Genomic DNA, 14,434 nt, shown 5'->3' on the forward strand with positions numbered 1-14,434 from the left:
TGTAATAGCACTCTTGCGAGTTGAAAAGTCAGCGTCCATTCGGCGCAACTAACCGGGAGCACTCGCCACGCGGCAGCAGAGCCGGGATCAAATTGGCCGTTCTCTAAGCATGATCCGGACCGGAAGGGCCACGTTAGTGCAAGGTGTGAAGCGGTTTTCCCTCGTGACATCAGCGGAACGCGTTTGCGGCGTTTTCAAGCAGGGAGACGAAGGCTTACCACGCAAAGCTCGTCATCGCGCGTGACAGGCTGCCTCGGGAGAGCGATCTTTACCTGGAATGGTGCGCGTTTATGCAGTGGGGCCGTCTTCTGGAAGAAAATGCCGGGAATCGAAAGGCCGCTGGACAAGTGGAAGTCTGGGAGGAGCCTATCCCGGAGCATGGCGACCGCGAGCTCGGCGTGATTTTTGCCGACAGCGGCGAGCATGTCCTGGCGCTGATTGAAGAAGCAATCACCCACCTGCGCACGACGCGTTGAGAGAAGGGACTGCTAGCACTTTCACGTGGTCGCCAAACAACTGCTATTGATATCTGTAACGGACCACAAGTGCGTCTAAAGCGATTCAGCCTTTCTGCGGTGAGCCTTCCGCACCCTGGCGCTTGAGTTCTTGCGCTTCGTATTGTGCCCTCGGCGCCGAGTCGCTCGTCTCGCCCGCGACCGCATCCGCGTTGCTGCCGTCAAGGCCCGGCGCGGCCTTGATGGCGTCCCCAACGTCCGTCATCTCCGAGCCCTTGCGCATGAACGGCTTCAGGTAGGCATCGAGCTTGCCTTTGCCAGGTTCTTCGAGCTCCTGCGTCAGGGCGGCGAGGTATTGATCCTTATCGGTGGCGGCCCAATCGATACCGATGCCCGCGCGGCCGCAAGCTCCGCATGGATCAGCATGATCGTGCGGCCGTCGCCGTCGAGGAAGGGATGACCATAGGCGAGATAGCCCATGACTTCACCCGGCTTCTCCGCCACGAACGCCTTGCCCTGTCCCTTATCAAGCGCGTAGTCGATGGCTTTGCGAATATCGTTGGGATGGGCGAAGATAACGGAGCCCTTCTTCACAAAGATATGGGACGCGTTTGCGTGGCGATCCTCCCCGGCCCACGGGAACACCGCCTCGAAGAGCGTTTTGTGCGTTTGCAGAACGTCGGCGTAGCTTAGAGATTTCTGCGCCTTGAGATGAGCCAACGCTGCATCGATACCGGTCAGGAAAGAGTTATGCAGGAGGCGCTGAACGATTTCCGGATCTTTGGCCTTGGCGACGTTGCGCAAATAGCCGCGCGTCGCAAAATCCCCGAACGGATCGAACGTCACGGGCGATTTTCGCGCAGATAGCGCGCCTGCAGGCGCACGGCCTGGACGCGGCTCAGGACGCCCGCCCGCTGCAACGCCACGATGGTATTTTCGACATCGTCAAACGTGACGTCATCGCCGGAGAGCCGGGTGACATGTTGAGCAAACATATCGTTTGATGACACAACGACTGCCACATTATTGGCGCTCGCCAGCCCCTGGATCACACGGGCCGTAAAATGCGGGCGGTTGGAACGTGGGACAGACATCGGCGCACTCCTCGCGCCCAATATAATATGCCAAGGGCTGAAAATCCATTAACTTGCGCCCTTGCAAGCAAAATAAGCCTTTGAAAAGACTTGGAATCAAGCCTCCTTGAGGAAATCTTCCCCGATCTGATGCGCGCCGCACGAAGGAGATTCCCGCCGCCGCCAAGTTTAAGTTGCCCAATGCTTGGCCGCCAACTGGCAACAAGCTAGCTCGTGAACGTTCCCCGGGGCTTTGGGACAAGAAGCGACTCTTATAGGTTCGCCGCATGTCCATTCATATCGAACGAACCGACGGCCCTCCCGATCTGCCCGCCGCTTTCGCGCATTTTGTCCTCCATCATCTTCGCGGGCGGTCCTTGGACGATAATAAGGACGAAGAGGCCAAGCTCGGAAAGTTTCCGGACTTTGCCTGCTATCGTGACCTGGTGCTGATCGAGATGAAGCATCTCGAGACGGACCAGAAGGAAAGGATCAATGAGACCTACAAAAGTCGAGTGCCCGCGAATGAGGTGCCGTTCTACTACGGAAAGAGACGGCTCGACCTCAACCAATTCAGCAAACGAAGCCAGCGTCCGGAGACGTAACAGGACAATTTTTGCCTCGACGGTTCTTGGTTCGCTGACTGACGTTCATTGGGAAACGGATAACGTCGGTGCTCATAAAAGACCTCTCGGTTTGCTTCACAAGAGACAGGTGAATCTTGACAAAAAGCAGTCCGGTTCGCCGTCTCGGTCCCCACTATTCACTACCGCTCGGGCACTACGGCGCATTCGCAGAAGGGGAGCCTGGGATCAAGCTCCTCCTGTTCTAGCCACTTGGCGTCATCACCCCTAAGATAGGCGACGAGGTCGGAGATGGCAGACGGGACTGCGCCTATCGGCAGCCTGGTACGATCGGCCGGCAGCTTGCCCAGCCTGTCGGCCAAATCTGCAGACATAAGGTGAGGCTTCAAATCCCTCGCTAATGAGCTCTCTATGGTGCGGAAGATCCAGGTCCCGTCCGGATCGATATCCGACCAATGGAAGAATGGAACGTCGGCAGGCAGCGCTGTCGCGATCGATTTCAAAGCATCCTGGGTCGCAAGCGACGGATATCCACCCACGTAAATGGTAATGCCGGTGCGCTGCGGGTCTGCCTCCATGACGTGGCGACTAAAGCTCGCGAAATTCTCGACAGTAAGCACGTATTGCGGTCGCTCTGGAAATCTCAGTCGCTCGGCCTCGCCGGGCGGTATGCCGAAATACATGGGCGCGGCGGCTGACAACTCCGCGACATCAAAATCTAACCGCCCGGAGAGCAACATCGCCGGTGCGAACTTCTCCAGTCCTAACGTCCGGAGCGCATCCCGCGGACGAGCGGCCGGCGGAATCTCAACCAGCCCACTTAAGATCCGAACAACCGGTCCTTCGAGCCGTTCAAGGGCTTTGCTATCACCGGCAAAGCGTCGCGAAAAGGTCCGGTAGTCCAGACCGACGTGCCGATGCTCAAAGATTGCTTTCGCCATGACGAAGGCCGGCTTGAGGCGATCGGAGTCGTCGAGCGAGAAACCCTGCCACTCCCGGCCGCGAGACCAGGCCGACCGAAGCGCCTCCAACGAAGCTTCGAATTGGACCGGCAGTTGCAATCCCTCCAGCAGACGGTCCGTCGCCGCCTCCACAAGCTCTCCGACCGGTCTCCGTCCGAGCAGTTCGTACACCAGTGAGGCGTTCTCTAGCCTGGCGTGCTTGATCTGCTCGCTTTTAACCCCCCGCCCTCTGGTTAAGCGGATACCCCCACGTCCCTCCGCGTCGCGAAGCTCCCTGACAAACCTGTCCATTTGAGCGACATCAATAAACCCGTCGTAGTCCGGATAGGCGATCGGGCTTTCGGCCCCGCCTTCATATCGGTCCAGCAGATCTGACATGAGCAAGCGTGAGTCGGTGAACTGCCTTGGCATCCCCTTGGCATCCTATTCCGCGGCCATCTTTTTGAGCTCGTCATCCGACATGGGGTCGGGATCCATCGCTTGAAGTTCTCTGCGAGCGCGCTCCTTGAGTTCGGCCACCGTGACCCGAGCGCTTTCACCAATTCGATCCACTTCGACTACGGTGTCGATATGCTCGAGAACAGCGATCCTCTTCTCATTCGGCGCCGCAATGATGATCTGGAGCCCGAGCTTCTTATAGAAGCTCATCATCTGTCGTTGATTTTTTCCGTCCATTTTGGAGAACGCTTCATCGAAGATCGCTACCGACATGCCTGAAGGACGACCTGTTCCGGACTTGCCGCTGCCGTAGACAGAGGCGAGCGACGCTCCGATCGCGACATAGATCGGAACCTGTTGCTCGGCACCGGACCCCGTGCCGCGTCGCGTCTCCCATCGCGTCGTCCGGCTTGTGACGATGTCCTGCATATGGATCTCAAACGTGAAGAAGTTGCGATAGTCCTCGAAAAGACTGAAATCCTTGTCGGGATCCTCAAGCAGCGCCTCGATCTCCCGTAAGGTGTCCCGATGAGGAAAGTCCTCTGGGACCTCGTTCCCCTTGAACAACATGTCGAGCGCCTCTGGCGAGGTCTTGCTTATCTCGACGATCCTCAAAAACGGCTGAAATTCGACCAGGCGCGCGTGGTGGAATGAATATCGTTCATTGTGGAAAGGATGATCGGCCAAGCCAAGATTCATTGCCGATAGCTCCCGCTCCATTTTGCTGATGCGAGATGTCAAAGCGTTGATGAATTCGCCTCGCAACAGGGTCTTCGCCTTGTCGGCCGCGTCCCTTGCCTGTCGCTCGTACCGCCGTAGCTCGTTTTCTTCCATTTCCTGGATCAGCGTCTCCATCCAGGGCCTTACTTCCTGCAGAGGCTCGCTCTCGATGCCGACATGCGAAACGACACCGAATTTATCGAAGTAGGCTCCAAGCGCCTGCCGAACGTGTCTTTCGATCTTGATCCGCTCATCATCGGCGCCACCGGCCGCTTTCGATGCTTCGGAAGCGATCATCCTGTGTCGATCCAGGACTGCCTTCGGGGATAGATCATCAAACCGAGACCGATAGAATGCTCGTCCGGAAGTCCGATCGCAAAGCTTTCGATACTGGCCATACGACGACCACGTCACCTTGACGCTGAGCTTCGAGCCCGACGTGCCCTCTCCCGATTCAATGGTGTGCATCGCGATGTCGGCCGCTCTTGTATGCTTGCGATGAGCGTCTTCCTGCGGGGTCCTCTGCCCCGCGCGATGGCGCTTCAGTTCTAACTGGGCGTGTCGCTTTTGCGTCAAGCCGCCGTCACCTGCACCATCCAGCGCTGCGATCCGTTGCTCGAGTTCTTTCCGCTCCAGAGCCGACTTTTCGTAGTCTCCGACGATGGTCTTGAAGGACGGCAACTTGTCGTCAAAGATCCTCCCGAGCTGTACGTACGCCGCATCAGCGAGCTTGGCGGCTCCGTCGGACCTTAGGTGTGCATCGGAAAGCTGTTCGGCCTGGTCTTTCAGATCGCGAAAAGCCTGCGCCTGCGCCGCCTTGCCGATTTTGAAGTCCGAGGGCTCGGACGCGCGATGCGTCCGCACCAAGCCATCATCGTACAGACCATCCTTCATGATCGCCCGACCCGGCTCGTTGAACTGGGCGAGCGTATCCGCCAATCGCACCGTCCCATGCCTCCGGACGATGAATGCGATGGCATCCCGGTCCTCGGACTTGAAAAGCGCAGGAAACATTCCAGGGCGCGGTCCGGGACCGCTCGGATCGAGCTTGTTCAGGCTCACTAACGAAGCACGCCGGAACTCTCGACGTCCTTCTTTGAAGAGAGCCGTGGCGCGCGCGATATCGGGCCGATCGACGAAGACCGCCTCCCGGTCACGGCCTAAGAGGCCCTCCGCCGCTGCCGTCCAGGAGACATCCGATAGTTCAATGAGGTTGCACAACACGCGGGGCGACATCCCGGCCTGCCGCAACTTGAGGCACAAGCGCTCTGTGTCTTCATGCAAATAGATCGAGCTTCCACCGCTCGCATGCTGACGAAGCCGATCTTCCAGCAACCGTGCTCGCGCCCTTTCTTCCTCGGCCTTTCGAATCAGGTCGCGGCGCGCCTGATCCACCTTCAGCACCAGCGTCCGATCGGAGGCAAGCAGTCGCGTTTCCGCATCCAGCAAGCTGCCGGTCGGCCGCTCAACGGACACGTCGGCCGCGGCCCGCGTCAGCCCGGAAATCAATGGGATGAACTCGTCGAAGCCAAAATCCCTCATCGCAATCAGCGCCTGCAGAGAACGGACCGACTCCAACCTTCGCTCGAATTCAATGATTGCACGCTGCCCTGCCTGCAAGGCGGAGGTCAGCGATTGAGCGAGCGTGCTCCTTCCGCTCTTTGCATCATGCTCGGAGATTGCGATATCCAGCCTTCTGATTTCGGTCTCAATTGCCTTCAAGTCGCTATCGATGAAATCCATCTCAGCCTTGGCCGCGTCGCGCTTCGCCGCCTCCTCCGTGAACTTCGCGACTTCGGCGAGGTAGGCCGTACGTGCCCCAAACCAACTGGCACGTTTCGATATCCATTGTTCCCGGGCCTTGCGTTCATGGGACTCGGCAAGTTCCATAAGAATGGCTTTTAGCGCGATAAGCGCCTCAAGCTTCTCCCGCATCGTGCGGATCGTATCGTTGATGTTACGGTAGGTGCGGATCGATTCCCGAAGCTCTCCCACCTTCATGTTGTTCTTTTCGAGAATGTAGTTTCTCACAAACTCGGTGGCGGTCTGATCGTGATCCAAGGTCATCGCATTCACGATGGCCTTTTGGAGCGAGTTCGCGTTCTGCTCTCCCACGATCGACGCATGCGGGACCAGCTTGCGCATATACTCTCGAACGTAGTCAATCGCCTTGTCACGGTGGTTGACGAAGTTCTCTTGCCCGACCGCCGAGACGATACGATTGCGAACATCATCCCATTCTGCCGCAAATCGCTTGCCGTCCCGCATCTCGATGAAGTCCGCGGCCTTCAATATCTTGCCGGTAACAACGAAGCGGCCGAGCACGGTTTCATTGGTCTCCGACCGCCTGGCCTCAATCGCCATTCCGATCGATACGGGAGGGCGCTTGCCTTCGGTGTCGACAAATCCGAGACAAATGTAGGTGCGCGCCTGCTCTCGCTTACGCTCATCCTCACCCAAAGCGCCAAGGCAATAGTCCACAATAGTTCGTTTGGAAGCGCTACGACTTATCCCCTTGTCGCCAGCGACCGCGTTGAGGCGCTGAACGTTCTTGTTCCCGCCGGTCAACACCACTTGAGCCATGTCGAGAATGGTCGACTTGCCGGACCGGTTCTCGCCGAACACGCCGGCATGTCCCGTCAGATCGAAATCCTCGATGTCGAAGAGATGCCAGTTGACCATGGACGCATGACGCAGCTCCATCACGAATCGTCTCCATCAGTCCTCTGGGGCGCGCTCACTTCCTGAGATCGGACGTAACGTTCAATCCGTTGCAGGGCGTCCGAGCCGCTGATGAGTTTTATCATCGGACGTATCGCTACCTCGAAGTCCTGAGCCTCACTGTCGAAGTCGCCGACGTCGACGAGACTCCTTTGAGATGCCTCCTTCAAGATCTCCCGGAAGCGCCCCAGGGAGATTGCGCTTGAGCCGTTCGGCTGAACCATATCCTTGTAGCGGTCGAACAGATTGTTCACCGTGGTGACGACTATGGCGCGGTCCTCGACCGCGCCGACATTAACCTCGTCTTGCCAGTGGGCGGCCAACACCAGGATAACGATGGTCTCGTCGAGCTTCATTCGGGGCAACGGCACGTCTTCGCCCATAGCGGTGATGCCGGCCCACTGGGCTTCAGTGTCCCGGTGCACGCGATACCCGCAACTGTCGAAGAACTCGTCGATCACCGACCGGAAGCGGCCGTCCATGATCACATTGTAGACCGTACCGGTTCGCGGATCGCCAGCGAAAATGAATTGCCGCCTCAATAGGAAGTGCACCGCCTTCCTGACGTCAGCGGCCTTTTCGGCGCCCAAGCTGCGCTCGATCGCTTCGAAATCACTGAGCATGGCGGCGCCTCGCAGCTGCATGGCGCCTGACTATGAAATTGGAACACCGCAACCACTCGCTATCATGCGGCGGGGAATCCGGAGCAAACTCGAGCTCGAAGTGAAGACCAACTTCTGGGGGAATTTCGTTCGTCAGGGCGAACCTGCGTGCGGCGTCAAAGGCCAGGAAGTCGTCAACCGTTTTGAGCGCCATAAATCGAGCTTCCCTTGTGCCCGCGACAGGCACCTGACTTTCGAGAAAACGCTGAACCTCCTTGGGACCGGGCGCAATTCTCTCGATGTATCGCCGACGCAGTTGCTTACGGAGCTCGTAGAGGGGATCGTCAGGCCAATCGCCTAAAGGTTTCAGTTCAATAGGTCTGCGCGGCTCGCGGCTCGGCGCATGATGGAATTCCGACCAAGGGGACCTAAGCGGCTCGAGGCTCCATTCGACGGTGGCGTTCCCGTGGCGCCCACGCGCGATGAGCGCGTCAAGGCGGCGCACCAGATCCCCTGCCCGTCCCACCAACCCGTGGGTCCCGCGCTCGGCGTATTTGATGGTGTTCCGGACGCGGGCCTCGAGTTGGCGGCGAAAGGCCTCAATTCGTTCGAACATTTCGCCGATTTGACCGAACGTGCTTTCGATCGCGAGAAGATCACCTTCGACGTCGAGGATCGCCTCCGACATGGATGGCGAAATGCTCGCATTCACGTACTCCTCCGAAAGCACCTGCATGGTTGCAGGCGTATGGGCAATTCGTCTCGCTAGATCGACGATAGTGTCCCTGAAGCGGTAGGGGTGATTGAACGTCAGGATCGATTCGAAATCCCGTAGCAGGAGCTGCTCTACGAATTCTTCAAAAAACGCCTCGAGCCGATCGCCGATCGTTTTGGCGTCCATAACCGTACGACGGATCCGTTTCAGGTCCGATAGGATGGCCCGCAGGCTCTTCGTGAACTGATCGACCTGGTTACGCGCCTCCCGCAGTGCTAGCGCAACATCCCGTTGCTTCCTATCAACGACCGTCGGGTTGAGTTTCTCCACGGCCTCGAGGTTTATGCGGACGGTAACGATAAGACCACCGAACCTTTGGGAGACATCCTTGTTCAGGCTGGCCAGGCGCTGGATCACGAGAAGCGGCCCCATCGACATATCGACGGTCACACGTAGGCCGTATTCCTCCTCCTCGAGCCAGCCCCACGCGATCAGGCGATGGTAGAGTTGACGCGCAATGAGAAGCGCCCGATCCGCCGTGTCAGTCTTGGTCGCCGCAGCGCGCTTAATCCGTCTGCGCCCCGCGGACACAACCTCCGGCAGTGGCTCGCCGAAGTCGTCGCTCTCATTCCAAAGGGACGGGTTGGCCCGCATCACGTCGTAGATTGCGTGCGTGACCTCCTGCGGGGTCGGGAAAGCTGGAGCGCCAGTGAAGAAGCGGTCGTACAAGTCTAACAAAATGAGGGAGTAAAGATGCTTGTGCTCTCGTGAAAACGCTAGAAATGCATCGTCATTTAAGTATCTGAAGAGCAAAATATTTCCCCGCCAATAGTCGTCCCTAACCGGCAGGACGCCCCGATATCGTTCCCTTTCCGTTCATGATAGTTGGACAAGCTACGGTTGTCCATCCGTCGAAAGGCTGCGCTGTGCTTCAGGGTGCAACGCGGGAACGCCCCCCTCCCAGAACCGTCAAGGGGTGGCCGGGTCAGGGACTTAAGCTCTGGTTGCCCTGACCCGAGGCCCCCCGGATTGCCTACGGCCTTCCGAGACGACGGACATCTCGCGCACCCCTCACGTCGAGCCAGGTCACCGGTGTCATATATTGCGGATGGACCTTAGATCAGGCGCTCCAATCTGCCGGTACCAAGCAAATGAATTCTATCGCTCGCTCGCCAATGGCCTCGAGGTCTCCAATTGTGTCTTGAGCCGAAACCTGCAGAAAACGAGCGCGCAGCCGCGAGCATATGCCCCCCCGAAACGGCTCGTCCTGGACGACGATCAGCCACGAGGATGCAGTCGAACCGCGCACTCACAAAGGACATCTGGCCCGTAGCCGAGAAGCTCGCGCAGAGCGCGGCTGTGCGCCAACGAGCGATCGCCTACGTCACCGAAGATCATTTGGGGTCTCTCCGCGGCGATCTCCACACCAGCGCCCCCATGGGTCTGATGGGCGATGGACGCGAAGTTGCTCAAGCGCCTTCATGACGGCGGTGTTGTGGTTCACGGCGTGCCCGGCTTGCATTCGAAGGTCATGCTGTTCGGCAGCCACGCGATCGTAGGCTCTCTGGCGGCGGCCAGAACCACGAAACGCGTGGCGCCCCGCCGGAACTGGAGCATCAGCAAGGCGGAGCGAAAATCCATCCGCGCCAAAGGTGGCGCACAGAATCCACGTTGAACCCGCTATGGACTGGTGGACACCGACGAGGTGATTGTTGCGGACAATCTGCGCCCGTTCCGGCACGGAAATTGCTGTCTTGAGCGTTTGAGCGTGCTGGTCAGCACGATGTACGGAGATCGACAATGTCGTTCGCGTCGAGCGTCATCAAACGTCCCATTCTGTTCGACGAAGGTGAGTTTACTCTCCGCCGCTGGTTCAGATTGCATGACCAAAGAGACGCTTCGATCGGTCCTCACGCCGCGGTTCCAACGCACGCGAAATGAGCTGATCAGATCAGGCAGGACGTGCTGGGGCTGCCAATTCATGACCCCGCAATCTTTGATATCGCACAGGCCTTCGTGACCTATGAGCCTGTGCATCCAACACGAAAGAGAGCGAATGAATCGGCCGACGGTTACGGAAGTCAATCTCCATGACTTAACGATCACGGATCCGCTTATTGGAAAATGCCAGCAATTGGTGAGGGACGTGACGATTCCTCATCAGTGGGAGGCGCTGAACGATCGTATTCCCGAAGCCACGCCGAGCCATGCGATAGAAAACTTCCGGATCGCCGCCAACCGAGCAAAGGGCGAGTTCTGCGGCACGGTTTTTCAGGACAGTGATGTCGCGAAATGGCTGGAAGCGGTCGCCTGGTCGCTGTGCCAAACATCCAACCCAGAACTGGAGAAAACCGCCGATGACCTGATTGAACTGATTGCGGCCGCGCAGTGCGGCGACGGCTATCTGAACACTTTCTTCACGGTAAAGGCCCCTGGGGAGCGCTGGAGCAACTTAAGCGAATGCCACGAGCTTTACTGCGCCGGCCATTTGATTGAAGCTGGCGTCGCTTTCTTTCTAGCTACTGGAAAACGGCGGTTGCTGGAGGTCGTTTGCAGGATAGCCGACCGTATCGCCGCGGATTTTGGGCCAGAGCGCCATCAGTTACACGGCTATGATGCTCATCCGGAAATCGAACTTGCATTGACAGGCCTCTTCGAAGTGACCCAGGAGCGCCGATATCTCACACTCGCCAATTATTTCGTGGAGCAACGCGGCACTGAGCCGCACTTCTATGACATAGAGTATGAGAAGCGATCCCGTCACCGCAAATCACACGCCCCGCCCCTGGTGGTGAAAGATAAAGCCTATAGCCAGGCGCACTTGCCGGTCTCGGAGCAGCGAACCGCAACAGGTCACGCGGTTCGCTTTGTATACCTCATGACTGGGGTTGCCCATCTGGCGCGTTTACTTCAGAACGAGCAGCAACGCCAAGCTTGCCTGCGGCTATGGCAAAACATGGTGCAGCGGCAGATCTATGTGACCGGCGGTATCGGTTCGCAAAGTGCCGGCGAAGCGTTCAGCAGCGACTACGATCTGCCGAATGATACGGTGTACGCGGAAAGCTGCGCGTCGATCGGCCTGATGATGTTCGGCCGCCGGATGCTCGAGATGGAAGCGGACAGTCACTATGCCGATGTGATGGAGCGCGCGCTCTATAACACTGTTCTGGGCAGTATCGCCGTGGATGGACGCCACTTTTTCTATGTCAATCCACTCGAAGTTCATCCCAAAACGCTGCGATCCAACCGCATCTATAGTCATGTCACACCGGTGCGACAGCCCTGGTTTGGCTGCGCCTGCTGTCCGCCGAACATTGCGCGCCTTTTCACATCAATTGGCCATTACATCTATACGGCACGTTCCGACGCGCTCTATATCAATCTCTACATTGGCAACAGCCTGGCGCTGCCGGTCGGAGAGCAGACGCTGCGCCTGCGCGTGAGCGGCAACTATCCCTGGGAGGACCGTGTAGAGATCTTCGTAGAATCGGACCGGCCAATCACGCACACGCTCGCCCTGCGCCTGCCGGACTGGTGCACCGCGCCGGAGGCCAGGCTGAACGGCGAGGTCCTCAATTGCGAGTCGCGCAAAGGCTATTTGCACATTCACCGCACGTGGCAACAGGGCGATCGCCTCAAATTGCTGCTGCCGATGCCGGTACGCCGCGTGTATGGTCATCCGCAACTTCGCCACTTGGCTGGCAAAGTGGCTATTCAGCGGGGTCCTCTGGTTTATTGCCTGGAAGAAGTCGACAACGGGCCGGAGCTCCACAATGTTTGGCTTGATGAAGATAGCCGGTTTTCGCTGAGCGAAGGCACTGGTCTTCTCGCCGGCAAGTTTTTGCTGCAGGCCGAGGGTTTTCGTTTGCAGCACAAACACTCTGAGGAAGCACCACTTTATCACTACGATAAAGTGCCTGGACAGCGGCAATCGCAGCGGTTGACATTCATTCCGTGGTTCAGCTGGGCCAACCGTGGCGAAGGCGAAATGCGGATCTGGATTAATGAGTGGTGACTGAGGCGATGGGCGGCATCTATTTGAAGCAACTGGCCGGGCAGGAGAGCATTGGTTGAGTGTCGGCATCGGTCGGCCCGTCGGTCGCGATAGGGACGCTGGCTTCCCCGCGCCCCGCCCAGATCGTGCGTGCGGAGCTACCGCATACGCTCCTGCCTTGCGTCATGACGCGTAACGTGGACGCGATGCGGATGACGGGCGCGGACTTTCGGGATGTATTGCCCAACGTGGCCGGTCTCGATGCCCGAGCTGAGCGAGTTAGAGGTAAGGACTACGCTTCGGCGGGTGGCACCTACGCGGACCGACTCGTGGATGGCTTCACGCGAGACGCCAAATCGGCCAACGTCGACTGACAGCGAAGGCCACGATGTGACCTGGCCGAGTTCAAAGGGAAGGAGCAGATCAACGTGCTGCCGGCAAAGATCACCGTCGACCGCGATTTCGTGCTTTCCGACCTCGACCGGCGGGTATTCGGCACTTTCGTGGAGCACCTCGGGCGCGGCGTCTACGGCGGCATCTTCGAGCCGGGTCATCCGACCGCCGACGCCAACGGTTTTCGGGGCGATGTGATGGATCTCACGAAAGAGCTCGGCGCCACCATCATTCGCTACCCGGGTGGAAACTTCTTGTCGGGTTATAATTGGGAGGACGGGGTAGGCCCGGCCGAAGCGCGCCCAAAAAAGCGCGACCTCGCGTGGTTCTCGACCGAGCCAAACACGTTCGGCACCAATGAATTCATCCAGTGGTGCCGCAAGACGGGCATCGAGCCAATGCTTGGCGTCAACCTCGGTACGCGCGGGCCGGACGAGGCGCGTAATTATCTCGAATACTGCAACCTGCCCACCGGCAGCCACTTCGCCGACCTGCGCAAGGCGCACGGCTTCGAGCAGCCTCATCACGTGAAATTCTGGTGCCTCGGCAACGAGATGGATGGGCCATGGCAGATAGGCGCCAAAACCGCCAGGGAGTATGGCTGGATCGCGCAGGAGGCCGCCAAGGTCATGCGATGGCTCGATCCGGACCTGGTTTTGTCAGCCTGCGGCTCCGCGCACCGGCAGATGCCGACCTACGGGGCCTGGGAATACGAGGTGCTTGACCAGTGCTTCGCCGAGGCCGATTTCATCTCGCTGCACACCTATTTTGCCAACAATAGCAACCAGATTGAGGACTACTTCCGCGTTATCGATGACATGGATGCCTCGATCAAGGAGGTGATCGCGATCTGCGACGCGGTTGCAGCCAAACGACGCTCCTCCAAGCGCATCATGCTGAGCTTCGACGAGTGGAACGTCTGGTATCGCGCCCGCAGCATCGAGGACCATCGCAAGCTGGGCTGGCCGGCTGCCCCGCCGCTGCTCGAGGAGGTCTATAATGTCGAGGACGCGCTCATAGTCGGAGGCGCTCTCATCGTGCTCATGAACAATGCCGACCGGGTGAAATGCGCCTGCTTGGCGCAACTCGTGAACGTGATCGGCGCTATAATGACCGAGACGGGCGGCCCGGCCTGGCGACAGACCATTTTCTATCCCTTCGCGCTTTCGGCCCGTTATGCGTATGGCCAGGTCATGCAGGCCAAAATCGATGCCCCCGCGCTGCTCGGACGGGACGGTGTCGGGACGAGTTCTCTGCTGGCCACCATCACCAACGATCCTCGGACCGGCGCAAGCGCCGTCTTCGCGCTGAACCGTAGCCCGTGCGAGCCGATCGATCTGGACATCGAGCTCCGCGGCCTCGGCAAGAAGCGCTGGCTGGTCGAGGCATTCGACCTACATCATCCCAACCTCAAAGCCACCAACACCAAGGAGGCGCCCGACACCGTCGTGCCTAAGGCCAACACGGAGATCTCGGTCGAGGGTGAGCGCGTCAAGGTAGGACTCAAGCCTTTGTCCTGGACTGTGATCGCCACTAGGGCGAGCAGCTAAGATCCGAGAGCGGCTCCCGTCGCCCGTGTCGCCGAGGAGCTCGTCGAAGTTGAGGACTGGCTGCGGGCCGTCGCCAACGAAATGGAGATCGAGGACGGCGTCATCTGGGCCTATGGCCTCGGAGACGAGCGTCCGCGTTCACCGACTTCGGCATCGAAAATCTGATCGAGTTCGTCCGGATGCACAAAAGAAATCCGACTTGGCTCAAGCGCCGACCGCCGAATAAT

Annotated in this window: 12 protein-coding genes; 5 read left to right on the forward strand and 7 right to left on the reverse strand. The window is 58.7% G+C overall.

From position 1 onward, the window contains the following. The first annotated feature begins 290 nt into the window (after positions 1 to 290). Positions 291 to 476, forward strand: coding sequence for a hypothetical protein (locus SO156_RS14445; protein ID WP_498535247.1), 186 nt, complete (start codon positions 291 to 293; stop codon positions 474 to 476). Positions 477 to 561: 85 nt separating this feature from the next. On the opposite strand, the gene SO156_RS14450 is transcribed toward SO156_RS14445, so the two are convergent. From SO156_RS14450 to SO156_RS14460, 3 genes are read right to left on the reverse strand one after another with little or no spacing between them, the layout of a single operon-like run. After that, positions 562 to 738 carry a hypothetical protein gene (locus tag SO156_RS14450; RefSeq protein ID WP_498535248.1) on the reverse strand — a complete coding sequence of 59 codons (177 nt, stop codon included), beginning with the start codon at positions 736 to 738 and terminating at the stop codon, positions 562 to 564. A 56-nt stretch (positions 739 to 794) separates the two neighbouring features. Next, positions 795 to 1,301: a Fic family protein gene (locus SO156_RS14455; protein ID WP_498535249.1), complete on the reverse strand. Its 507-nt coding sequence runs from the start codon at positions 1,299 to 1,301 to the stop codon at positions 795 to 797. Beyond that, positions 1,298 to 1,549 (reverse strand): hypothetical protein, encoded by a 252-nt coding sequence (locus SO156_RS14460; RefSeq protein ID WP_498535250.1) that lies wholly within the window; start codon positions 1,547 to 1,549, stop codon positions 1,298 to 1,300. The genes SO156_RS14455 and SO156_RS14460 overlap by 4 nt, the downstream gene beginning before the upstream one ends. Before the next feature lie 356 nt (positions 1,550 to 1,905). Between SO156_RS14460 and SO156_RS14465 the strand changes: the two genes are divergently transcribed. After that, entirely contained in the window at positions 1,906 to 2,133 is a 228-nt protein-coding gene (locus tag SO156_RS14465; protein ID WP_498535251.1) for a hypothetical protein, read from the forward strand. 161 nt (positions 2,134 to 2,294) lie between these two features. Here the strand turns inward: SO156_RS14465 and SO156_RS14470 are convergent, their stop codons facing one another. Genes SO156_RS14470 through SO156_RS14485 form a run of 4 tightly spaced genes read right to left on the reverse strand, consistent with a single transcriptional unit; the run spans position 2,295 to position 9,083 of the window. Next, positions 2,295 to 3,485 (reverse strand): Wadjet anti-phage system protein JetD domain-containing protein, encoded by a 1,191-nt coding sequence (locus SO156_RS14470; RefSeq protein ID WP_498535252.1) that lies wholly within the window; start codon positions 3,483 to 3,485, stop codon positions 2,295 to 2,297. Positions 3,486 to 3,497: 12 nt separating this feature from the next. Continuing rightward, positions 3,498 to 6,935 carry an SbcC/MukB-like Walker B domain-containing protein gene (locus SO156_RS14475; RefSeq protein ID WP_498535301.1) on the reverse strand — a complete coding sequence of 1,146 codons (3,438 nt, stop codon included), beginning with the start codon at positions 6,933 to 6,935 and terminating at the stop codon, positions 3,498 to 3,500. Then, a complete protein-coding gene (locus SO156_RS14480; protein WP_498535253.1) occupies positions 6,935 to 7,576 on the reverse strand; it encodes a DUF4194 domain-containing protein in 642 nt (213 codons plus the stop codon). The genes SO156_RS14475 and SO156_RS14480 overlap by 1 nt, the downstream gene beginning before the upstream one ends. Continuing rightward, positions 7,566 to 9,083, reverse strand: coding sequence for a Wadjet anti-phage system protein JetA family protein (locus SO156_RS14485; protein WP_498535254.1), 1,518 nt, complete (start codon positions 9,081 to 9,083; stop codon positions 7,566 to 7,568). The genes SO156_RS14480 and SO156_RS14485 overlap by 11 nt, the downstream gene beginning before the upstream one ends. A gap of 640 nt (positions 9,084 to 9,723) precedes the next feature. On the opposite strand from SO156_RS14485, the gene SO156_RS14490 reads away from it, so the two are divergent. The 3 genes from SO156_RS14490 (at position 9,724) to arfA (ending at position 14,207) form a co-directional block, all read left to right on the forward strand. Then, positions 9,724 to 9,945 carry a hypothetical protein gene (locus tag SO156_RS14490; RefSeq protein WP_498535255.1) on the forward strand — a complete coding sequence of 74 codons (222 nt, stop codon included), beginning with the start codon at positions 9,724 to 9,726 and terminating at the stop codon, positions 9,943 to 9,945. A 381-nt stretch (positions 9,946 to 10,326) separates the two neighbouring features. Next, positions 10,327 to 12,285, forward strand: coding sequence for a glycoside hydrolase family 127 protein (locus SO156_RS14495; RefSeq protein WP_498535256.1), 1,959 nt, complete (start codon positions 10,327 to 10,329; stop codon positions 12,283 to 12,285). A gap of 407 nt (positions 12,286 to 12,692) precedes the next feature. After that, positions 12,693 to 14,207, forward strand: a complete 1,515-nt coding sequence (gene arfA / locus SO156_RS14500; protein ID WP_498535257.1) for an arabinosylfuranosidase ArfA — start codon at positions 12,693 to 12,695, stop codon at positions 14,205 to 14,207. The last annotated feature ends 227 nt before the right edge of the window (positions 14,208 to 14,434 follow it).

Source organism: Bradyrhizobium sp. UFLA05-125, from assembly GCF_059803515.1.

Coding starts and splice junctions, on each gene's coding strand:
- SO156_RS14475 (WP_498535301.1), bottom strand. CDS start 6,935: ATGGAGCTGCGTCATGCGTCCATGGTCAACTGGCATCTCTTCGACATC.
- SO156_RS14480 (WP_498535253.1), bottom strand. CDS start 7,576: ATGCTCAGTGATTTCGAAGCGATCGAGCGCAGCTTGGGCGCCGAAAAG.
- SO156_RS14470 (WP_498535252.1), bottom strand. CDS start 3,485: ATGCCAAGGCAGTTCACCGACTCACGCTTGCTCATGTCAGATCTGCTG.
- SO156_RS14495 (WP_498535256.1), top strand. CDS start 10,327: ATGAATCGGCCGACGGTTACGGAAGTCAATCTCCATGACTTAACGATC.
- SO156_RS14490 (WP_498535255.1), top strand. CDS start 9,724: ATGGACGCGAAGTTGCTCAAGCGCCTTCATGACGGCGGTGTTGTGGTT.
- SO156_RS14460 (WP_498535250.1), bottom strand. CDS start 1,549: ATGTCTGTCCCACGTTCCAACCGCCCGCATTTTACGGCCCGTGTGATC.
- SO156_RS14450 (WP_498535248.1), bottom strand. CDS start 738: ATGCGCAAGGGCTCGGAGATGACGGACGTTGGGGACGCCATCAAGGCC.
- SO156_RS14445 (WP_498535247.1), top strand. CDS start 291: ATGCAGTGGGGCCGTCTTCTGGAAGAAAATGCCGGGAATCGAAAGGCC.